This is a genomic window from Streptomyces globosus (assembly GCF_003325375.1).
Lineage (GTDB): Bacteria > Actinomycetota > Actinomycetes > Streptomycetales > Streptomycetaceae > Streptomyces > Streptomyces globosus_A.
Genome location: NZ_CP030862.1, coordinates 6,566,150 through 6,586,779, shown reverse-complemented (window position 1 = coordinate 6,586,779; position 20,630 = coordinate 6,566,150). Strand labels below are relative to the sequence as shown.

22 protein-coding genes are annotated in these 20,630 nt (G+C 74.3%); 15 read left to right on the top strand and 7 right to left on the bottom strand.

What is annotated here, in order from left to right; genetic code table 11:
* Positions 1-192: 192 nt before the first annotated feature.
* Positions 193-1,125 (bottom strand): mycothiol synthase, encoded by a 933-nt coding sequence (mshD, locus tag C0216_RS29245; protein ID WP_114058135.1) that lies wholly within the window; start codon positions 1,123-1,125, stop codon positions 193-195.
* Between the two features lie 202 nt (positions 1,126-1,327).
* On the opposite strand from mshD, the gene C0216_RS29240 reads away from it, so the two are divergent.
* The gene (locus tag C0216_RS29240; protein WP_114058134.1) at positions 1,328-3,133 is read left to right on the top strand and encodes a bifunctional metallophosphatase/5'-nucleotidase; all 1,806 of its coding nucleotides are present in this window, start codon (positions 1,328-1,330) and stop codon (positions 3,131-3,133) included.
* 126 nt (positions 3,134-3,259) lie between these two features.
* On the opposite strand, the gene C0216_RS29235 is transcribed toward C0216_RS29240, so the two are convergent.
* The 5 genes from C0216_RS29235 to C0216_RS29215 form a co-directional block, all read right to left on the bottom strand.
* Positions 3,260-4,723, bottom strand: a complete 1,464-nt coding sequence (locus C0216_RS29235; protein ID WP_114058133.1) for a sensor histidine kinase — start codon at positions 4,721-4,723, stop codon at positions 3,260-3,262.
* Complete coding sequence (locus C0216_RS29230; RefSeq protein WP_114058132.1) at positions 4,720-5,472, bottom strand: response regulator transcription factor; 753 nt, start codon at positions 5,470-5,472, stop codon at positions 4,720-4,722. The genes C0216_RS29235 and C0216_RS29230 overlap by 4 nt, the downstream gene beginning before the upstream one ends.
* Before the next feature lie 101 nt (positions 5,473-5,573).
* On the bottom strand, positions 5,574-6,797 hold the full coding sequence (locus tag C0216_RS29225; protein ID WP_114058131.1) for a S1C family serine protease: 1,224 nt from the start codon (positions 6,795-6,797) through the stop codon (positions 5,574-5,576).
* 135 nt (positions 6,798-6,932) lie between these two features.
* Complete coding sequence (locus C0216_RS29220) at positions 6,933-7,955, bottom strand: LacI family DNA-binding transcriptional regulator (RefSeq protein WP_114058130.1); 1,023 nt, start codon at positions 7,953-7,955, stop codon at positions 6,933-6,935.
* 90 nt (positions 7,956-8,045) lie between these two features.
* Entirely contained in the window at positions 8,046-8,783 is a 738-nt protein-coding gene (locus C0216_RS29215; RefSeq protein WP_114058129.1) for a response regulator transcription factor, read from the bottom strand.
* A 483-nt stretch (positions 8,784-9,266) separates the two neighbouring features.
* On the opposite strand from C0216_RS29215, the gene C0216_RS29210 reads away from it, so the two are divergent.
* The 11 genes from C0216_RS29210 to C0216_RS29160 all read left to right on the top strand — a co-directional run bounded on the left by C0216_RS29210 (position 9,267) and on the right by C0216_RS29160 (position 17,045).
* Entirely contained in the window at positions 9,267-9,521 is a 255-nt protein-coding gene (locus C0216_RS29210) for a MoaD/ThiS family protein (RefSeq protein ID WP_114058128.1), read from the top strand.
* A 10-nt stretch (positions 9,522-9,531) separates the two neighbouring features.
* Positions 9,532-11,361 carry a hypothetical protein gene (locus C0216_RS29205; protein ID WP_246042734.1) on the top strand — a complete coding sequence of 610 codons (1,830 nt, stop codon included), beginning with the start codon at positions 9,532-9,534 and terminating at the stop codon, positions 11,359-11,361.
* A gap of 97 nt (positions 11,362-11,458) precedes the next feature.
* A complete protein-coding gene (locus C0216_RS29200) occupies positions 11,459-12,175 on the top strand; it encodes an LmeA family phospholipid-binding protein (protein ID WP_114058127.1) in 717 nt (238 codons plus the stop codon).
* A 156-nt stretch (positions 12,176-12,331) separates the two neighbouring features.
* Positions 12,332-12,421 carry an Ms5788A family Cys-rich leader peptide gene (locus tag C0216_RS35405; protein ID WP_350875872.1) on the top strand — a complete coding sequence of 30 codons (90 nt, stop codon included), beginning with the start codon at positions 12,332-12,334 and terminating at the stop codon, positions 12,419-12,421.
* Between the two features lie 204 nt (positions 12,422-12,625).
* Positions 12,626-13,471 carry a sulfurtransferase gene (locus tag C0216_RS29195; protein ID WP_114058126.1) on the top strand — a complete coding sequence of 282 codons (846 nt, stop codon included), beginning with the start codon at positions 12,626-12,628 and terminating at the stop codon, positions 13,469-13,471.
* A gap of 54 nt (positions 13,472-13,525) precedes the next feature.
* Entirely contained in the window at positions 13,526-13,816 is a 291-nt protein-coding gene (locus C0216_RS29190) for a DUF1416 domain-containing protein (RefSeq protein WP_114058125.1), read from the top strand.
* Between the two features lie 133 nt (positions 13,817-13,949).
* Complete coding sequence (locus C0216_RS29185) at positions 13,950-14,216, top strand: DUF3099 domain-containing protein (RefSeq protein ID WP_114058124.1); 267 nt, start codon at positions 13,950-13,952, stop codon at positions 14,214-14,216.
* 10 nt (positions 14,217-14,226) lie between these two features.
* Positions 14,227-14,625 carry a hypothetical protein gene (locus tag C0216_RS29180; RefSeq protein ID WP_114058123.1) on the top strand — a complete coding sequence of 133 codons (399 nt, stop codon included), beginning with the start codon at positions 14,227-14,229 and terminating at the stop codon, positions 14,623-14,625.
* A 296-nt stretch (positions 14,626-14,921) separates the two neighbouring features.
* Positions 14,922-15,494 (top strand): FABP family protein, encoded by a 573-nt coding sequence (locus tag C0216_RS29170; protein ID WP_114058122.1) that lies wholly within the window; start codon positions 14,922-14,924, stop codon positions 15,492-15,494.
* 99 nt (positions 15,495-15,593) lie between these two features.
* Positions 15,594-16,058 (top strand): Fur family transcriptional regulator, encoded by a 465-nt coding sequence (locus C0216_RS29165; RefSeq protein ID WP_174250484.1) that lies wholly within the window; start codon positions 15,594-15,596, stop codon positions 16,056-16,058.
* A gap of 21 nt (positions 16,059-16,079) precedes the next feature.
* Complete coding sequence (locus tag C0216_RS29160) at positions 16,080-17,045, top strand: YgfZ/GcvT domain-containing protein (protein ID WP_114058120.1); 966 nt, start codon at positions 16,080-16,082, stop codon at positions 17,043-17,045.
* A 13-nt stretch (positions 17,046-17,058) separates the two neighbouring features.
* On the opposite strand, the gene dtd is transcribed toward C0216_RS29160, so the two are convergent.
* A complete protein-coding gene (dtd, locus tag C0216_RS29155; protein WP_114058119.1) occupies positions 17,059-17,484 on the bottom strand; it encodes a D-aminoacyl-tRNA deacylase in 426 nt (141 codons plus the stop codon).
* Between the two features lie 172 nt (positions 17,485-17,656).
* Here dtd and C0216_RS29150 point away from each other — a divergent pair, with 172 nt between their 5' ends.
* The 3 genes from C0216_RS29150 to C0216_RS29140 all read left to right on the top strand — a co-directional run bounded on the left by C0216_RS29150 (position 17,657) and on the right by C0216_RS29140 (position 20,527).
* The gene (locus C0216_RS29150; protein WP_114058118.1) at positions 17,657-18,292 is read left to right on the top strand and encodes an AmfC protein; all 636 of its coding nucleotides are present in this window, start codon (positions 17,657-17,659) and stop codon (positions 18,290-18,292) included.
* A 93-nt stretch (positions 18,293-18,385) separates the two neighbouring features.
* A complete protein-coding gene (locus tag C0216_RS29145) occupies positions 18,386-19,630 on the top strand; it encodes a GNAT family N-acetyltransferase (protein ID WP_114058117.1) in 1,245 nt (414 codons plus the stop codon).
* A gap of 63 nt (positions 19,631-19,693) precedes the next feature.
* Positions 19,694-20,527, top strand: coding sequence for a putative protein N(5)-glutamine methyltransferase (locus C0216_RS29140; RefSeq protein WP_428985471.1), 834 nt, complete (start codon positions 19,694-19,696; stop codon positions 20,525-20,527).
* Positions 20,528-20,630: the final 103 nt, after the last annotated feature.

The following is a 20,630-nucleotide window of genomic DNA, read 5'->3' as shown; positions in this document are numbered from 1 at the left end:
CGGAGTCGGGACTGCATGCGGGGAGGTTCGCAAGCGTGTCTTAAGCACCGGTGAACGGGGCATGGCGGCCGGGGTCCGCGGGGGTGTGCGTACGCCGGATTCGCTCCGGAATGCACCCGTCCGGAGCACCGGGCGGTCCCGGGGCCCCGGACGGAGGCGCTGCTGCGGCGGCTGCCGGTGCGGTGGGCGCGTTCAGCTTTCGGTGCGGTACATGAGGTCGACCTCGTGCGTGCTGAAGCCGAGGCCTTCGTACACGGCGAGGGCGGCCGGGTTGTCGGCGTCCACGTAGAGCATGGCGGTCGGCAGGCCGGCGGCGGCGAGGTGGTGCAGGCCGACCGCGGTCAGCGCTTTGCCGAGGCCGCCGCCCTGCGCGCCGGGCAGCACGCCGACGACGTAGACCTCGCCGAGCCCCTCGGCGGCGTGGACCTTCGTCCAGTGGAAGCCGACGATCTCGCCCTCGCGTTCGGCGAGGAAGAAGCCTTTGGGGTCGAACCACGGTTGGGCGATGCGGTCGTCCAGGTCGCGCTGGGTGAGCGAGCCCTGCTCGGGGTGGTGGGCGAACGCTGCGGCGTTCGCCGCGAGCCAGGCGGCGTCGTCCTTGCCGGGGACGAAGGTGCGGACGGCGACCCCGGGGGGCAGGACCGGGTCGGGCAGCGGCGGCGCGCCGGCGCCGAGCGGGCGGCGCAGCTGGCGCAGCTCGCGGAAGAGGGTCAGGCCGAGGACCTGGGCCAGGTGCCGGGCGGCCGACTTGCCCCCGTGCGCCCACACCCGGATGCGCTTGCCCGAGGCGGCGAGGAGGGCCTGGCCCAGCGCCCGGCCGTGGCCGCGCCCGCGGAGCGCGGGGTGGACGACGAGCTCGGCGGCGGGCGCCTCCACCGGGTCGGTGTCCTCCAGTTGGCCGTAGCCGGCGAGCCGCCCCTTCTCGGTGAGCAGGAAGTGGCGGACGCCCTCGCGGGGCCCGCCGCGCAGCTGGAGCCGGCCCTGCTCGGAGACGGCGGTGGTGCCGTCCGTGAGGGCCGCGTCCTCGATGAGGCCGACCACGGCGTCGGCCTGCTCTGCCGTCAGTTCGTCGAGGGTCTCGATCCGGCGTCCCGGTTCCAGGGCCGCTGCTGCGTCGTCAGTCATGGTCCGAGCGTACGGCGGACGGGCCCGCCGGCGCTGGCGCGCCGGCGGGGGCGGCGCGGGGCCGTGGCCGGTATCGGCCGTCCGGGGCGGTGCGGGCGGGTGTGACGAGCGAGATACCTCACACCCCTGTTCGTGCTACGCGCGTTGACCTTAGGCTGCGCCCCGACCTCCCAAGATTCGCCGCTGTTCGTAAGGGGACGAAATGTCAGCGACGCCACAACGGCACCGGCGCACCCGCCGTTTGACCCTGATCGCCGTGGCCGTCACGGCCGCTTCCGGCGCGATGGTCGCCGCCGCCCTGCCGGCCGGTGCCGCCGGTGCGGGCAAGAACCGCACCGTGGATGTGCAGCTGCTGTCGTTCAACGACTTCCACGGCACCCTGGAGGCCCCGCAGGGCTCCTCCGGCACCGTGACCGAGCGTCAGGCGGACGGCACGACGAAGGCCGTCCCGGCCGGCGGTGTCGAGTACCTGGCGACCAGCCTGCGCGAGGCCCGCAAGGGCAAGAAGTACTCCGTCACCGCCGCGGCGGGCGACATGATCGGCGGCAGCCCGATGCTGTCGGGCCTCTTCCACGACGAGCCGACCATCGAGGCGCTCAACAAGCTCGACCTCGACGTCACCAGCGTCGGCAACCACGAGTTCGACGAGGGCCGGGCCGAGCTGCGCCGCATGGTGTACGGCGGCTGCCACCCGGACGAGGGCTGCTACGAGATGGGCAAGGAGTTCACCGGCTCCGAGTTCCCCTACCTCGCGGCGAACGTGACGGACGAGAAGACCAAGCGTCCGATGATGTCCCCGACCTTCGTGTGGAAGAAGGGGCCGGTGAAGATCGGCTTCATCGGCGTCACCCTGGAGGGCACGCCGGACGTCGTGACGGCCGAGGGCGTCAAGGGCCTGAAGTTCAACGACGAAGTCGAGACGATCAACAAGTACGCGGCCGAGCTGAACAAGCAGGGCGTGAAGTCGATCGTCGCCCTGATCCACGAGGGCGGCCTGCCCGCGAGCGGCGCCTACAACTACGACTGCAACGTGCCGGGCGCCGGCGCCGGCATCTCCGGCGCGATCGTCGACATCGCGAAGAACGTGGACGCGAAGGTCGACGCGCTGGTCACGGGCCACACACACCAGGCGTACGCCTGCAACATCCCGGACCCGGCAGGCAACCCGCGCACGGTCACCTCGGCGTCCTCCCTGGGCCGGCTGTTCACCGAGACCACGCTGAAGTACGACCTGAAGACCAAGGACATCGTCCGCACGGCCGTGTCGTCGCCGGCGCCGGTCAACAAGGTCGTCACGCGTGACGTGGCCAAGGCCCCGGACATGACCGAGCTGATCAACCGCTGGCAGACCCTCGCCGCGCCGATCGCGAACCGCCCGATGGGCTACATCGCGGGCGACATCCCGGGCCGCGGCCTGGACGCGCCGGAGAAGCCGCTGGGCGACCTGATCGCGGACGCGCAGCTGGAGGCCACGGCCGCCGCGGACAAGGGCGGCGCGCAGCTTGCCCTGATGAACCCGGGCGGCATCCGCTCGGACCTGGCCTTCAAGGCCGCGGGCGAGGAGGGCGACGGCGTCGTCACCTACGGCGAGTCGTACACGGTGCAGCCGTTCAACAACATGCTGAACGTCGTGGACCTGACCGGCGCGCAGCTGATCACCGCGCTGCAGCAGCAGGTCAGCGGCCCGCTCAACGGTGCCAGCCCGAAGATCCTCCAGGTCTCGAAGGGCTTCACGTACACCCTGGACATGACGAAGTCGGGCGCCGACCGGATCGTCGTGGACTCGGTGAGGCTGAACGGTGCGCCGATCGACCCGGCGAAGACCTACCGCGTCGTGATGAACGAGTTCCTCGCGGGCGGCGGCGACGGCTTCGGCGTGCTGAAGGAGCACAAGAACAAGCTGGTCGGCATCTCCGACCTGGACGCCTTCAACGCCTACCTGGGGAAGTCGACGCCGGCGAGCCCGATCGCCCCGCCGGCGGCCAACCGCATCACCGTCGTGAAGTAAGGCGCGCGAGCGCCGGCGGCCACGGCCGCACCGCACGCCCGAGGGGGCGGCGGGCCACCCGGCCCGCCGCCCCCTCGCGGCGTTTCCCGGCCCGTCCGACTGCCGTGCCGGGACAGGGGTTTCGCGTCACTGGTCGGGCACGGCCCGCGGGCCGCCGGGCGGCTGCGGGGCGGCCGCCGGCGGCGGGGTCGGCGCGCCGGGGATGCGCAGCACCGCCTCCGTGCCCGGTCCGCCGTCCGCGGGGGGCCGCAGCTGTACGGTGCCGCCGGCGCGCTGCGCCGTCCGCGCCACGATCGACAGGCCGAGCCCGCTGCCGGGCAGCGCCCGCGCGGACGGCGAGCGCCAGAACCGCTCGAAGACGTGCGGGAGGTCCTCCGGCGGGATGCCGGGCCCCTGGTCCCGCACGGTCAGCGCGCCCGCCCGCAGCGAGACCTCCACACGGCCGCCCGGCGGGCTGAACTTCACCGCGTTGTCGAGCAGGTTCACCACCGCCCGCTCCAGGGCGGCCGCCTCCCCGCGCACGTACCAGGACTCCAGGGCAGCCGCGAACTCCAGCTCGGGGCCCCGCAGCCGGGCCCGGGCCAGGGCGCTGCGCGCCACCTCGTGCAGGGCCACCACCTCCAGCCGGGCCGCGGGCGCCGCGTCCGTACGGGACAGCTCCTGGAGGTCGCCGATCAGCGCGGCCAGCTCGGCGGTCTGCGCCTTCACCGAGGCGAGCAGCTCGCGGCGGTCCTCGGCGGGAAGGGGGCGGCCGGTCTCCTCGCTGCGCGCCAGCAGTTCGACGTTGGTCCGCAGCGAGGTCAGCGGGGTGCGCAGTTCGTGGCCGGCGTCCGCGATGAGGCGGGACTGGCGGTCCCGGGAGGAGGCGAGCGCCGCCGTCATGGAGTTGAACGACCGCGACAGGCGGGCGATCTCGTCCTCGCCCTCGTCGGGGATCCGCACGGTCAGGTCCTCGGTGCGGGCGATGTGCTCGACGGCCCCGGTCAGCTCGTCGACCGGGCGCAGCCCCGTCCGGGCGACCCACAGCCCGGCCGCTCCGGCGCCGACGACGCCGATCCCGGACACCAGCACCAGGACCCACGTCAGCGTGGACAGCGGCTTGTCGATGTCGGCGAGCGGTTTCGCGATGGAGATGGCGAAGACCTTGGTGTCGGGGCCGGCCTGCGCCTGGAGGGTGTAGACGCGCATCCGGCTGCCGTCGGCGGCCACCACGTCGTGCAGGACGTTCGGCCGGCGGGCGGCGGCGACCTCGCGGTCGGCCTGGGTGACGGGCAGGTCGGTGCGGCCGGCGACCCAGCAGTGCGCTCCGCCGGCCAGGACGATCTGCACGGTCGCGTTGAGGTTCCCGGCGATGTCCTGGGAGGGGCGGGCGGGGCCGGTCGCGCAGATGCCGCCGTCGAGGATCCGTACGACCTCCCGCGACGGGTTGGTCGCCACCAGCGACTGGTCGAGCTGCTCGCGGAGCTGGGTGCGGACCATCACCCACGACACGGCGGCGACGGCGGCGACGGCCACCGCCACGGCGACCGCGACGAGCAGCGCGAGCCGGGAGCGCAGCGGCAGCCGGCGGAACCGGGCGGCGGGGCTCATTCGGTGCCCCCGCCGTCCCCCGACCCGGGGGCGCGCAGTACGTAGCCGACTCCGCGCACGGTGTGGACGAGGCGGGGCTCGCCGCCGGCCTCGGTCTTGCGGCGCAGGTACATCACGTACACGTCCAGGGAGTTGGAGCTCGGTTCGAAGTCGAAGCCCCACACGGTCTTGAGGATCTGCTCGCGGGTGAGGACCTGCCGCGGGTGGGTCAGGAACATCTCCAGCAGCGTGAACTCGGTGCGGGTCAGCTCCACCGGCCGGCCGGCCCGGGTGACCTCGCGGGTGGCGGGGTCCATCCGCAGGTCCCCGAAGGACAGGACGTCCTCGGACGGGGCCGCGGTGCCCGGGGCGTTCGCGGCCGCGTACGCGCTGCGCCGCAGCAGGGCGCGGACCCGGGCGAACAGCTCGTCCAGCTCGAACGGCTTGACGAGGTAGTCGTCGGCGCCGGCGTCGAGGCCGGTGACCCGGTCGCCGACGGTGTCGCGGGCGGTCAGCATCAGGATCGGGGTGGTGTTCCCGGCGGCGCGCAGCCGGCGGGCGGCGGTCAGGCCGTCCATGCGGGGCATCTGGATGTCCAGGACGATCAGGTCGGGGGGCGAGGCGGCCGCCTTGTCGAGGGCGTCGAGGCCGTCGACGGCGGTCTGCGCGGCGTAGCCCTCGAAGGCGAGGCTGCGGCGCAGGGCCTCCCGCACGGCCGGCTCGTCGTCGACGACGAGGATGCGCTGCGGTTCGCCTTCGGCGGGAATCATCTCGTGGCCCCCAGGGGTGCTCGGCGGGTCGGTGGCCCCGGCCGTCGCGGCCGCGGCGCTACCAGCCTCGCACGGGGGTTCCGCGGGCGGCTCCGCCACTGCTAGAAGGAGGTGCCGAAGCCGTCCGCGGAGCCCGCGCCGCCGCTGCCGCCGGCGCCGCCCTGGCGCAGGGAGGGCAGGTCGGCCTTGATGGTGTTGACGGGGATCGCGAAGCCGAGGCCGACGCTTCCGGCGGCGGCGCTGTCGCTCGCCGGCGAGTAGATCGCCGACGGCATCCCGACGATCTCGCCGTTCATGTTGACGAGGGCGCCGCCGGAGTTGCCGGGGTTGAGGGAGGCGTCCGTCTGGATGGCCTTGTAGGAGGTGGTGTTCGAGCCGGTGTTCCCGTTGAACTGGCGGCCGTCGAAGGAGAACGGCCAGCCGCCGTCGCCGCGCTGCTGCCGCTGCGGGGGCTGCTCGGACTTCGGGACGTTCACCTCGCGGTTCAGGGCGGAGACGATCCCGCTGGTGACGGTGCCGGTCAGGCGGTCGGGGGAGCCGATGGCGACCACCTCGTCGCCGACCTTGAGGCCGTCGGAGTTGCCGAGCCGGGCGGGCTTCAGGCCGCTCGCGCCCTCGATCCTGATCAGGGCGAGGTCCTTGTCCGGGTCGGTGCCGACGGTCTTCGCGGCCAGCTTCCTGCCGTTGCTGAGGGTGACCTGGATCTCGGAGGCGCCGTTGATGACGTGGTTGTTGGTGACGACCTCGCCGTCCGCGCTGATGATCACGCCCGAGCCGGTGCCCTGGCCCGAGCCGGTGCGCGTGTCGATCCGCACGACGGACGGGCTGACCTGCTCGGCGACGCCCGCGACCGTGCCGCCGGCGGACTGCGAGACGTTCGTGCCGGGGAAGCCGGTGCCGGAGAGGCCGGCCCGCTCGGCGAGCAGCTGCTGCACGCCGGCGGTGGTGGCCCCGCCGACGACGGCCGCGGCGAGCGCCACGGCCGCCAGCACCAGAGCCGGCCGCCTGCCGCGGCGCGTGCGGGCCGGGCCGTACGGGCCCTGCGGGCCGTCGGCTCCGGGATCGGGCAGCGCGTCCGCGGCGTAGGGAGTCGGCGGGGCGGGAGGGGCCGGCGGAGCGGGCGGTGCGTACCCGGGCGGTGCGTACGCGGGGGCGGCGGGCGGCGCGGCCTCGCCGCGGACGGCCTCGGGCCGGTGCGCCTCGTACCAGCCGGGCGCCGGTTCGGCGGCCCCGCCGGGCGGCGGGTAGGCCCCGTCGAGGGGCGCGCTCGGATACGGGCGGTTCTCCTGCGGGTACTCGCCTTCGCGGCGGAAGCTGTCGGTCATGGGACCGACTCTCGCCGCGGTTCATGAGAGCTTTCTGAGTTCCCGCTGAGAAGCCCGACAGAACCGCGTATGCCCGATATAAAAATGCGTCCGGACGGGGATCCGGCGTTGCCGGCGGTGCGTCCGGCGGCCGCGTCAGGAGCAGCCGCAGGAGCGGCGCACGACCAGCGCGGACGGGAACTGCTTGAGCCGCTCCCGCCGCGAGCCCGCGACCCGCAGCCCGTCGTCGAGCACGAGGTCGACGGCGGCCCGGGCCATCGCCGGGCGGTCCGAGGCGATCGTGGTCAGCGGCGGATCGGTGAGCGCCGCCTCCTTCACGTCGTCGAAGCCGGCGACGGCCAGCTCGCCGGGCACGTCGATGCGCAGCTCGCGGGCTGCGCGCAGCACGCCGATCGCCTGGTCGTCGGTGGCGCAGAAGATCGCCGGCGGCCGGTTCGGGCCGGAGAGGACCTCCAGCGCGACCCGGTAGGCGTCGTAGCGGTTGTAGGGGGCCTCGAAGAGGCGGCCCTCGACGGACCGGCCGGATTCGAGCATGGCCCGGCGCCAGCCCTCGACGTGGTCGGCGACCGGGTCGCCGACCGACGGCGTGTTCTCGATGCCGCCGATGCAGGCGACGTACTCGTGCCCGTGCTCCAGGAGGTGGCGGGTGGCGAGCTGGGCGCCGCCGATGTCGTCGGTGACGACCGCGACGTCGTCGATGGCCTCGGGCCGCTCGTGCAGCAGCACGACCCGCGCGTCCCAGGCCTCGATCTCGGAGGCGGCCCGCTCGCTCATGCCCTGGCTGACCAGGATCAGTCCGGACACCCGCATGCCGAGGAAGGCCCGCAGGTAGTGGACCTCCCGCTCGTCCCGGTAGTCCGAGTTCCCGACGAGCACCATCTTCCCGCGCTCGGCGGCGGCCTGCTCGACCGCGTGCGCCATCTCCGCGAAGAACGGCTGGCGCGCGTCGGGCACGATCATGCCTATGAGGTCGGTGCGCCGCGACGCCATCGCCTGGGCGACCCGGTCCGGACGGTAGCCCAGCTCCTTGATCGCGGCGAGGACACGCTCGCGCGTGGCCGGGGCGACCGGCCTGGGTCCGTTGTTGATGACGTAGCTCACGACGGCGGTCGAAGTACCCGCAAGTCGCGCCACGTCATCCCGCGTCACCTTGGCCACGCCGGGAGTCTACGCGGGGGGACCTACCTCTGGGCAGGCCGTCCTGCCGACCGGACGATCACAGGAGGTTCCTCCATACGGGGGAGGCCCTCACCGGGCCTCCGCCGGAAGGGCCGCGGCGGCCTGCGCCGCGGCCTCGGCGGCGGCCCGCTCGACCTTCTCCGGGGTGACGAACCGGTACCCGACGTTGCGGACGGTCCCGATCAGCGACTCGTGCTCGGGGCCGAGTTTCGCACGCAGCCGCCGGACGTGCACGTCCACCGTCCGGGTGCCTCCGAAGTAGTCGTACCCCCATACCTCCTGGAGGAGCTGGGCGCGCGTGAAGACCCGGCCCGGGTGCTGCGCCAGGTACTTCAGCAGCTCGAACTCCTTGAAGGTGAGGTCCAGGACCCGGCCCTTCAGCTTCGCGGAGTAGGTGGCCTCGTCGACCGACAGGTCGCCGTTGCGGATCTCCATGGGGGAGTCGTCGGAGCCGAGCTGCCGGCGGCCGGTGGCCAGCCGCAGCCGCGCCTCGACCTCGGCGGGGCCGGCGGTGTCGAGGAGGACGTCGTCGATGCCCCAGTCGGCGGTGACGGCCGCGAGGCCGCCCTCGGTGACGACGAGGATCAGCGGGCAGCCGGGCCCGGTGGAGCGCAGCAGCTGGCACAGCGAGCGGACCTGCGGCAGGTCGCGGCGGCCGTCGACGAGGATGACGTCCGCCCCGGGGGTGTCGACCAGGGCGGGCCCCTCGGCGGGGGCGACGCGCACGCTGTGCAGCAGCAGGCCCAGGGCCGGCAGCACCTCGGTGGACGGCTGGAGGGCGTTCGTCAGCAGCAGGAGGGAGCTCATGCCCGACCCCCTGCCCGGGTCGGTCGGTGGTGCACGGTTCGCTGGTCCGTCACGTCGGTTCCTCCTCGGTCCCGTCGAGGACTTTCGCGGTACTGCTTCGTACGTGGTGCGCGGTGCGCGTGCGGCGGCCGTGCGGGCTCCGCGCCCCGGGGGCCCGCACGGATGTCACTGTTCCCGGCCCGATCAACGTGCCGAAAGCACAAAAGGACCCGGGGGCTGCGCTGCCCGGATCCTTCGCCAGCAGAATAGCCCACCGCCCGGCGGCGGGCCGAGGCTTCGCCGACTCCGCTTCTGTGGTCCGTGCCACCCTCCGGAACCAGCCTATGCCCCGCTTTCGGGGGTTCGGGGGATGTTTGGCGCAGCGGGCGGGGGCCGCCGGTGCGCGCGCGGGGCGCATGCAGGGCGTGTGCGGGCGCGCCGGAGCAGCGGGCGGGAGGGGCCATCATGGAGGCCGACGGTAGAGAGCCGACGATAGGAGCTGCAGTGGCAACCGGAACCATCCGCTACTGGGCGGCGGCCAAGGCCGCGTCCGGGACGGCGGAGGAGCCGTACTCGGCGCGGACACTGGCCGAGGCGCTCGACGCAGTGCGCGAACGGCATCCCGGGGAGCTGACCCGGGTGCTGCTGCGCTGCTCCTTCCTCGTGAACGACGAGCCTGTGGGCAAGCGCCCGCACGACGCCGTCCTGCTGACCGAGGGGGGCACCGTCGAGGTGCTCCCGCCGTTCGCGGGCGGGTGAGCGGAAGACGATGAGCACTCCCGACGAACAGCAGCGCCGGCAGTACGGGCAGCAGCACCCCGAGCAGCAGCAGCAGCACCACCACCAGTCGTACCCGCAGCACCAGCAGCCGCAGCAGCCGCAGCAGCCGCAGCAGCCGCAGCACCAGCAGCAGCCGGGTGCGTACGGGGCGCAGCAGCCGGTTCCCGAGGCCGACCCGTACGGCACCCAGACCTGGCAGGCGCCGACGTGGGACACGGCGTACCAGCCCGTGCAGCAGCCCGAGCCGGGCCTGCATCCGCAGGCGCAGTCCCCGCAGCCGCCGCTCGGCGGGCTGCCGGGGCAGTCGGCTCCGGAGCGGCCCGTCGCCCCCGAGGGGTGGTTCCGGGACGAGTCCCCCGCCGCCCCGGCCGCCCCGCAGCAGCCGGCCCCCGCCGCGGACTGGTCCCAGAACCCCTACCCGCAGGCTTATCCGGCCCAGGCTGCGCCGCAGTACCCGGCGCAGCCCGCGGTTCCGGACGGCTGGTTCCGCGACGAGGCCCCCGCGGCCCCCGCTCCGGCCCCCGCGGCCGCGCCGGGCCACGACTGGGCCGCCGAGACGGCGTACCTGCCGCCGGTCCAGGACGCGGCCCCAGCCGCCGAGACCGCGTACCTGCCGCCGGTCCGGGATGCGGCCGCCGCTGCCGAGACGGCGTACCTGCCGCCGGTCCGGGACGCGGCCGCTGCCGCCGAGACCGCGTACCTGCCGCCCGTACGGGACGCTGCCGCTCCCGGGGCCCCGTATCCGCCGCCGGTGCAGGATGCCGCGGCAGCCGCCGAGACTGCTTATCTGCCGCCAGTGCGCGAGGGTGCGGGCGTCCCCGACGGCTGGTTCCGTGAGGAGACTCCGGCCGCCGCCGGCCCCGCCGGGGCCGCGCCGGGTGCCGAGAGCTGGGCCGAGGCCACCGCCTACCTGCCCCCGCAGGCCGCCGCCGACCCGGCACCGCAGGCCGCCGCCCCCGGCGCCGCGCAGCCGGGCGGCCCCGCCGGGCAGCCCGGCGGGCCTCAGGCGCCGGGCGAGGATCCCGCGTACTCGCCGCCCACCCTCGGCGGCAACACCATGCGCGCCGTCGACCCCGCACAGGCCCGCGCGGAAGGCCTCTCGCCGATCATCGACCCGGGCCCGCAGTCGGCCCTGCTGACCGCCGCGCTCGGCCTGCTGCTCGCCGCGGCCGCCCCCTTCGGCGACCTCGCGCTGCTTCTCCCGCTCGTCGTCCTCCAGGGGCTCACGGCCGCCGGGTGGTTCCGCCTGAACGGCATGTGGCCCGCCCGCCAGGGCATCGCCCTCGCCTTCCTCGGCGCGCTCGTCGCGGACGCCGCCGTCCTCGCGGTCGACGCCGTCCACGGCCCCGGCGCGATCATCGGCACCCTCGGCGTGTGGGTGCTGCTGACCCTGGTCCTCCAGCTGCGCAGCGCCGCGGACCCCGACGAGCGGATGTACGGCCTCATGGCCTCGGTGGCCTCCGCCGCCCTCGCCATCGTGTGCGCCGGCTTCCTGGCCGCCGGGTCCGCCGCCGTGTCGGTCGGCGCGGTCGCCGTGGCCGTCGCCGTGTTCGTCCGCGCGCTGCCCCTGCCGCCCGCGCCCTCGGCCGGCGTCTCGCTGGCCGCGGCGGCCGGCTCCGGCATCGCCGTCGGCGCACTGACCTCCATCGGCGCGGGTGGGGCACTGCTGGGCCTGGCCGCCGGGGTGTGCGCGCTGATCGGGCTGCGCGTGGCGGCGTACGACTACCCGTCGAAGTTCGTGCACATGACCGCCGGAGTGGCGCTGCCGCTGGCGGCGGCCGCCCCGGCCGTCTACCTGCTGGGGCGGGTGGTCGGCTGACGGCGCGCCGGGCCGCGCGGGCCCGGGCAGCGGCCCCGCGGCGCCCCCGCGTGGTCAACTAGGGGGCACGTACCGGGTCTAGAGGGGGGAGAGGCACGTGCGCGTCCTGCGTGTCGTCGTGTTCGTCGCAGTGGTGCTGGGCGGCCTGTTCGTGGCCGCCGACCGGTTCGCGGCCGGGTACGCCGAGGACCGGTTGGCCGACCGAATACGGGCCCGCCAGGGACTGGCGGGCACCGCGGAGGCCGAGATCCACGGCTTCCCCTTCCTCACCCAGGCGCTCAGCCACGAGCTCAACCGGGTGGACGTACGCGTCACCGGCGTCGACGCCGTCGCCGACGGCCGCAAGACGCGCCTGTCGGAGCTGGCCGCGACCTTCCGCGGCGTGAAGCTGGACGCGGACTACGGCGGCGGCACCGCGAAGAGCGCCGAGGGCTCGGCGCTGATCACGTACCCGGACCTGACACAGGCCTCGCAGAGCGGGGTGAAGCTGGCATACGGCGGGGAGCGGGACAAGGTGAAGGTGACCGCCTCGGTGGAGCTGCTGGGCCGGACCTTCACGCGGAGCGTGGTCTCCAGCGTCAGCCTCGTCGACGCGGGCGGCGACGGCGGCGGCAAGCTCGTCCGGGTCCGGGCCGACGAGGTGCCCGGCGAGGGCATCCCCGGCATCGAGGGCGCCGTGCGCCGCAAGACCGACTTCGACCGCCGCCTCGACGGCGGCCTGCCGTCCGGGCTGCGGCTGACGGGGCTGACCTCCGACGAGGCCGGCGTCCGCCTGGAGCTGGGCGGTACGGACGTCTCCCTGGCCGGATCGTGAGACAGGACGGTCCGATCCGCAGAAAGGCGGCCTGCGCGGGGCGTCCGGAGGGCCCCCGCGGAGCTGCCCGGACGCCATCTGATCCCGCTATGCGGATGATTCCGTCTCGGTATATGACACACCGGTGACAGGGCGGCCGGTTCCTCCCTACGATCCATGGCTATGAAGCATCAGCAGGCGGACCTCACGAAGCGACGGGCAGTAGACCTGTGTCGCGTCGCCGCCATGCTCTGTCGATCCATGTGACCCGAGAGCGCCATCCGCTCCGCCCGTCGGACGACCGTACTTCCCGCGTGACCGCAGTGCAGCCGCCCCGGCCTGCCCGCTGACGCCTCCCCGCGCCCAGCGGCCGCCCGAGCGCCTGCCCCGCCGCCCACGCGGCAGCGCAGCACCTCTGCCAGCCCGCAGCACCCGCACCGCCCCGCCGCACACTGCCCCGGAGGAGAAACCATGAGCCGCAGCGACGTCCTCGTCGACGCCGACTGGGTCGAGGCCCACCTGAACGACGCCAACGTCGTCATCGTGGAGGTGGACGAGGACACGTCCGCCTACGACAAGAACCACATCGCCGGCGCCGTCCGGATCGACTGGAAGAAGGACCTCCAGGACCCGGTCCGCCGCGACTTCGTCGACCAGGAGGGCTTCGAGAAGCTGCTCTCCGCGAAGGGCATCTCCAACGACGACACCGTCGTCCTCTACGGCGGCAACAACAACTGGTTCGCGTCGTACGCCTACTGGTACTTCAAGCTGTACGGCCACCAGGACGTCCGCCTCCTCGACGGCGGCCGCAAGAAGTGGGAGCTCGACTCCCGCGACCTGGTCGACGGCTCCGAGGTTCCGAACCGCCCGGCCACCGAGTACAAGGCCAAGCCGCAGGACACCTCGATCCGCGCCTTCCGCGACGACGTCGTGGCCGCCATCAACACCCTGAACCTGGTCGACGTCCGCTCGCCCGACGAGTTCTCCGGCAAGCTGCTCGCCCCGGCCCACCTGCCGCAGGAGCAGTCGCAGCGCCCCGGCCACGTGCCGAGCGCCCGCAACATCCCGTGGTCGAAGAACGCCAACGACGACGGCACCTTCAAGTCCGACGAGGAGCTCAAGGCCCTCTACGAGACCGAGCAGGTCGACCTGGCGAAGGACACCATCGCCTACTGCCGCATCGGCGAGCGCTCCGCGCTCACCTGGTTCGTGCTGCACGAGCTCCTGGGCCAGGAGAACGTCAAGAACTACGACGGCTCGTGGACCGAGTACGGCTCCCTCGTCGGCGTGCCGATCGAGCTGGGCGCAGGCAAGTAATCAGGGCACGCGACGCCCGGTAGAACGACTTCTCTCAGGACAGGACAGAGACACATGTGCGGAGCACAGATCGGCGGGCCCGACCTCGCCACCCTCAAGCCCGGTGAGACGGCCATCCAGGGCCAGGTGACCAAGGACGGCGAGCCCGTCAGCGGCTACGTCCGCCTCCTCGACTCGACCGGCGAGTTCACCGCGGAGGTCCCGACCTCCGCGACCGGCCAGTTCCGCTTCTACGCGGCGACCGGCTCGTGGACGCTGCGGGCCCTCGTGCCCGGCGGCCAGGCGGACCGCGCCGTCGTCGTCTCCGAGGCCGGCGGCGTGACGGACGTGGCCATCGCGGTCTGATCCCGCGACCGGGAGCCCATGAACCGGCCGGGGGGCCGCACCCCAGGGGGTTGGACGCCACTGGAGCGGGGTGCGGCCCTCCGCGCCGTCCGGGACACGGACGGCCGGGCGGTCGCGGCCCTAGGCTGGGGGCATGTACGCGCGCCGGCGCCGCATCTACTTCGTCCTGATGGGCGTGTGCCTCTTCCTCTTCGTCTCGGCCTGGTCCTTCGTCCGGCTGCTGTCGGTCGAGGCCGCGGTGGCCCTGTGCGTGGTGGCGATGGTGATCCCGCCGGTCGCGGCGGTGGTCGCCAACCGCCGCGGCCCCGAGGACCGCTGGTGGGACGCCCCCTCGGGCGACCCGAAGTCGGACGAGTGGTGGGACGAGCTCGACGGCAAGCGCCGCCCGCCCGACGAATGATCGTCCATGGATGAAGCAGGAGTTCACCGACGAGGGCCTGCGCCAGATCGCCGGGCGCGCCTGGACCATGCCCGACGGCAGCCGCACCCGTGTCTACCTGCTGCGCTTCTCCGCCCCCGACTTCGCCGACGACCCCGACCGGTGCGGCAGCACCATGAACGTCAACGGGGTGAACCGGATCGAGGACGACTCCGACTGGAGGAAGGCGAAGTTCGCCCAGCCCAACCCGGCCCTGCACGGCAAGGTGGACGTGTTCGCGGAGGCCGCGCCCGTCGGGGACGAGGAGGTCCGGGTCGGGTGCATCCAGTCGGGTGACGTGCAGGCCGCCGTGTTCCAGTCCCGCAGGGGCGGGGTGGCGTCCGTCCCGTTCCACCAGACGGTCATCCTGCAGAGCCAGCTCCTCGGCTGACCGCGCCCCGCCCGCGCCGCCGCGCCGCCCCGGCCGCGCGGGCGGGGCACCTCGGGGAGTGGTGCGGGCGGGCGGACAGTAGGCTTGGGGACCGGCCCGTACCCGCCACACCGACACCTCCGAGGAGTCCCCCGTGCTTGAGGCATTCTTCACCTCCCTGCTCGTCCTGGTCTGCGTCGGCGTCCTGGCCTTCACCGGCCTCGCCGTGAAGAAGCTGTACCAGGGCCAGCGCTGATCCACGGATCGGCCTCCCCGGACCCGGAACCCCCTCCCACAGATCGCCTGAGCAGCCATTCATGATCCAGATCCCGTCCGACCTGAACCCGGGCCTCGTCCCCCTCGCCTTCCTCCTCGGCACCTGGGAGGGCGCTGGCGTCTTCGACTTCCCGGGTGAGGAGAAGTGCAACTTCGGCCAGGAGGTCGTCTTCAGCCACGACGGCCGGGACTTCCTGGCGTACACCTCGTCCACCTGGGTCCTCGACGCCGAGGGCCGCAAGGTGCGGCCGCTGGAGTCCGAGTCCGGCTACTGGCGCATCGACGCCGAGCGCAGGATCGAGGTCGTCATGGTGCGCGACCAGGGCGTCGTCGAGGTCTGGTACGGCGAGCTCGCCCACCAGAAGCCGCAGATCGACCTGGCCACGGACGCGGTGGCCCGCACCGCCGCCTCCGGCCCATACAGCGGCGGCAAGCGCCTCTACGGCTACGTCAAGAGCGACCTGATGTGGGTCGGGGAGAAGGCCACCCCGGACGTCGAGCTGCGCCCCTACATGTCGGCCCAGCTCAAGAAGGTCGTCACCCCGGAGGAGGTCGCCGAGATGGCGCGCAACCTCCCGGACATGCCCGACGACGGCATCGCCTTCTTCCGCTGATCCGCCGCCGGCCGGTGCGCCGGCCGGCCCCGCAGCGCGTCCCGGCGGGGACCGCGGGCAGCCCGCCCGCGGTCCCCGCCGCGCGCTTACACTGGGCCCGTGGTGAGCCCCGAAAGCCCCGACCGTGCCTCCGGCACCGACTGGAAGAGCGACCTGCGGCAGCGCGGATACCGGCTGACGCCGCAGCGCCAGCTCGTGCTGGAAGCCGTGGACGCCCTCGGCCACGCGACGCCGGACGACATCCTCGCGCACGTCCGCAAGACCGCCTCCGGGGTCAACATCTCCACCGTCTACCGGACGCTGGAGCTGCTGGAGGAGCTGAAGCTCGTCTCCCACGCCCACCTCGGGCACGGGGCGCCGACCTACCACCTTGCCGACCGGCACCACCACATCCACCTGGTGTGCCGCGAGTGCGCCGGGGTGATCGAGGCGGACGTCGGCATCGCCGCCGAGTTCACCGAGAAGCTCCGCGGCGCCTTCGGCTTCGACACCGACATGAAGCACTTCGCGATCTTCGGCCTGTGTCGCGCGTGCGCCGCCGAGCGCCCTGCCGAGCCCGCCTGACGGGGTCGTACGCTTGGTCCCATGACCAGCCCCCTGCTGAACCTCCCCGGCGCCGTACAGGCCGAAGGCCGCGACGAGGGCGTCGCCGCCCACTACGGAGAGCTGTACGGCGAGCAGCGCGCACTCGCCGACGGCCGAGGCTTCGTCGACCTCTCGCACCGCGGGGTCGTCGCCGTCACCGGACCGGACCGGCTGAGCTGGCTGCACCTGCTGATCACCCAGCACGTGACGGAACTCCCGCCCGGCCAGGCCACCGAGGCGCTGATCCTCTCTGCGAACGGGCACATCGAGCACGCGCTGTACCTCGTCGACGACGGCGAGACGGTGTGGGCGCACGTCGAGCCGGGCACCGGGGAGGCGCTGATCGCCTACCTGGAGTCGATGAAGTTCTTCTACCGCGTCGAAGTCGCCGACCGGACCGGTGACTTCGCCGTCGTGCACCTGCCCGCCGGGTCCATCGCCGAGGTCGACAAGGAGCTCGTCGTACGCGAGACCCCGCACGGCCGGGACGTGTTCCTGCCCCGCGGCGAGCTGGAGGCCTTCGCGGCCGGAAACGGGCCGGCAGCCGGCCTGCTCGCGTACGAGGCGCTGCGCGTGGAGGCGCACCGGCCGCGGCTCGGCCTGGAGACCGACCACCGCACCATCCCGCACGAGCTGGGCTGGATCGGCACCGCGGTGCACCTGCAGAAGGGCTGCTACCGCGGGCAGGAGACGGTGGCCCGCGTCCACAACCTGGGGAAGCCGCCGCGCCGCCTGGTCTTCCTGCACCTGGACGGCTCGGAGGTGCACCTCCCGGCGCACGGGGCGCCGGTCAGGCTCGCCGCCGACGGGGCGGAGGGCCGGCAGCTGGGCTTCGTGACGACGGCGGTCCGCCACCACGAGCTCGGCCCGATCGCGCTCGCCCTGGTCAAGCGGAACGTGCCGGTGGACGCCCCGCTGCTGGCGGGGGCGACGGCCGCCGCCCAGGAGGTCGTCGTCGCCCCGTAGGCGCGGACCGCCGTCAGACGTCGATGACGATGGTGAACGGGCCGTGGTTCGTCAGCGAGACCCGCATGTCCGCGCCGAACCGGCCCGTCGCCACCGTCGCCCCCAGCGCACGCAGCTGCGCGACGACCTCGTCGACGAGCGGCTCCGCGACGCCGCCGGGCGCGGCGGCGTTCCAGGTGGGGCGGCGGCCCTTGCGGGCGTCGCCGTACAGCGTGAACTGCGAGACCACCAGGAGCGGCGCGGAGACGTCGCTGCACGACTTCTCGCCTTCCAGGATCCGCACCGACCACAGCTTTCTGGCCAGCTGCGCCGCCTTCTCGGGGGTGTCGTCGTGGGTGACGCCCACCAGGACGCACAGCCCCTCGCCGACGATCTCGCCCACGGTCTCACCGGCCACGACGACGCTCGCGCCGTCCACCCTCTGCACCACTGCTCGCATACCACCTGTGTACCAGGCGGGCACTTCCCCGCGGCCGAACGGGTGGCGCAGGACTGCGCCCGCACCACGGAGAGTGGCACGATGCACGCAGGCGGTGCTTCCCCCCGGCCCCACGCGTCACGCGGGCACGGGGGAGAGCCCATGCACCGGTCGAGGGGACGGACACGTTCACATGAATACTTCTGGTACCTCCGTACCTGCATCACCACCATCACCCGCACCACCCGCACCACCTGCCGGCGCCGCCGCTCCGGCAGCCGGAACGGTACGGCCGCCCGCGCAGCGCAGCGCTGAGGAGCCGGGGCAGGCGCCGACCACGCCCGCCACCGCGCTCGGCCTGCCGGAACTGCGTGCACTGCGCCGCGAGGCCCAGCGCGAGGAGGCCGACCTCAGCTACGTCCGCCGGCTCCTGCAGGGCCGGATCGACATCCTGCGCGCCGAACTCGCCCGGCGCAGCGACCCGGAGGCCCCCGTGCCGCCCGAGGCGCCGGTGGTGGACCGGCTCTCGGAGATCCTCGCGGACGCGCCGTCCAGCCGCAGCGCCTCCGCCCGGCACGTCACGCTCGGCACCCCGCGCGGAGAGGAGTACCGGGTGCTGGCGGCGGAGATGCTGTCCGACGTCGAGCTGTCGGACCTGGGGGCCCGCACGGACGCCGAACTCCATGAGGCGATGGGCCGGTTGACGGGGTACGAGCAGCAGGTCTCGCGCCGCAGACAGCAGCTGCAGCGCACCGCGGACGACTGCAGCGCCGAGATCACCCGGCGCTACCGGGAGGGGGAGGCCCAGGTGGACGACCTCCTGGCCTGAGCCGGCGGTCCGCAGGCTCCCGCTGCCGCCGCGGGAGCCCCCGGCGGAAATCCCGGCGACGGCAGCGCGCACGGCGCACTAGCGTGGCGTCCCATGAGCGCTGACGTCCGGCCCATTGCCGCTTCCGAACTGACCCAGTGGATGCAGACGGTCAGCACCGGCTTCCTGACGGCCTCCCCGGTGACGGAGTCGGATGCCGCGCAGCGGGCCCGGCACAGCGACCCGGACCGCATCATCGGCGCCTTCGACCGCGACACCGGCGCCTGCGTCGGCACCCTGCGCTCCTTCCGGCAGGAGCTGACCGTCCCCGGCGGGGCGACGGTCGTCTCCAGCGCCCTCAGCAACGTCACCGTGCTGCCCACGCACCGCCGGCAGGGCCTGCTGACCCGCATGGTCGCCGCCGACGCCGCCGCGTCCGCCGAGCGCGGCGACACCGTCTCGACGCTGATCGCCGCCGAGTACCCGATCTACGGCCGCTACGGGTACGGGCCCGCGGCCTCGATCACCGAGTGGGAGGTCGACGTACCGCGCGCCGGGCTCGACCTCCGCCGGTCCGGGACCGGCGACGGCGGACGCATCGACCTCGTCGACACCGCCGAGGTGCGCCGCGTCGGCCCCGCCCTGCACGACCGGCTGCGCGGGGAGCGGCACGGCATGGTCAGCCGCGACGAGCGCTGGTGGGCCCTCGCGACGGGGCTGGAGGCGTTCTCGCACCGCCCGTACCGGGAGGGCTTCCAGGCCGTCTACCGCACGGCGGACGGCGAGGTCGCCGGCCTCGTCCGCTACACCGCGGACGACGTCTGGGCCGACGCCAAGGTGCCCATGAACACGGTCCGGGTCCGGGACCTCCTCGCGGCGACCCCGGCCGCCGAGCGGGCGCTGTGGCACTTCGTGTGCTCCATCGACTGGGTGCAGAAGGTCCGCAGCGGCTACCGCGCCCCCGACGACCTGCTGCCGCACCTGCTGCCCGACCCGCGCGCGGCGCGCCCGGTGACCGCCGCCGACTTCCTGTGGGTGCGGGTCCTGGACGTCGTACGGGCCCTCGGTGCGCGGACGTACGCGGTGCCGGGGACACTCGTCCTGGAGGTCCGCGACCCGGGCGGGCCGGCCGCCGGCCGTTACCGGCTGGACGCGGGCACGGGGGAGTGCGCGCGCACCCGCCAGGCCGCGGACCTGAGCCTGGACGTCTCGGCGCTCGGCGCGCTCTACCTCGGCGACGAGTCAGCGGTACGGCTCGGCGCGCTGGGGAGGGTGGCCGAGGAGCGGCCGGGGGCGCTGGCCCTCGCGGACGCGGTGTTCCGGACGGCCCGGCGGCCGTGGTGCCCGGACGTGTTCTGAGCGCGGGGCGGCGGGAGCGGGAGGACGGAAGGTACGGGCAGCGGCATGCGGGGAGAGCGGGACGTGCAGGAAGCAGGGGAAGCAGGGGAAGCGGCGGAAGCGGAGCCGGCGGTCGCGGAGGCGACGGTCGCTGCGCTGCGCGCCGCCGGGTGCGTCTTCGCGGAGGAGGAGGCGGCGCTGCTCACGGCCGCGGCCGGCGGTGACGAGGCGGTCCTGGCCGCGCTGGTCGCCCGCCGGGCCGGCGGGGAGCCGCTGGAGCACGTCGTCGGCTGGGCCGGGTTCTGCGGGCTGCGCATGCGGGTCGGCGCAGGGGCGTTCGTCCCGCGCAGGCGCACCGAGTTCCTGGTGCAGGAGGCCGTCGCGCTGGCCGCGGCGGACGGCCGCCCGCAGGCGGTGGTCCTCGACCTGTGCTGCGGCGTGGGCGCCGTCGGCGCCGCGGTCGCGGCCCGGCTGGGCGCCGGCACCGAGCTGCACGCCGCCGACATCGACCCGGGCGCGCTCGCCTACGCGCGCGCCAACACCGCCCCGTACGGCGGGCGGGTGTACGAGGGCGACCTGTACGGGGCGCTGCCGGGGGAGCTGCGCGGCCGGGTGGACGTCCTGCTCGCCAACGCGCCCTACGTGCCGACGGACGAGATCGCGCTGCTGCCGTCCGAGGCGCGCGACCACGAGCCGCCGGTGTCGCTGGACGGCGGCCCGGACGGGCTGGACGTCCACCGGCGCATCGCGGCGGGCGCCCCGCACTGGCTGGCGCCGGGCGGGCGGCTGCTCATCGAGACGAGCGGACGGCAGGCGCCGCACACGGCCGCGGCCCTTCAGGCGGCGGGCCTCGCCGTGCGGACGGTCGAGTCGGAGGAGTTCTGGGCGACGGTGGTCGTCGCCACGCGCACCCTGTGACGGCGCGCGGAGGGGCCGTAACCCCCGCGCGCGTGGGCCGGCCTCCCCCGGGCGGGGGAGGCCGGCCGCCGCGGGGTCGGCCGGGAGGCGCGGGAGGGACCGC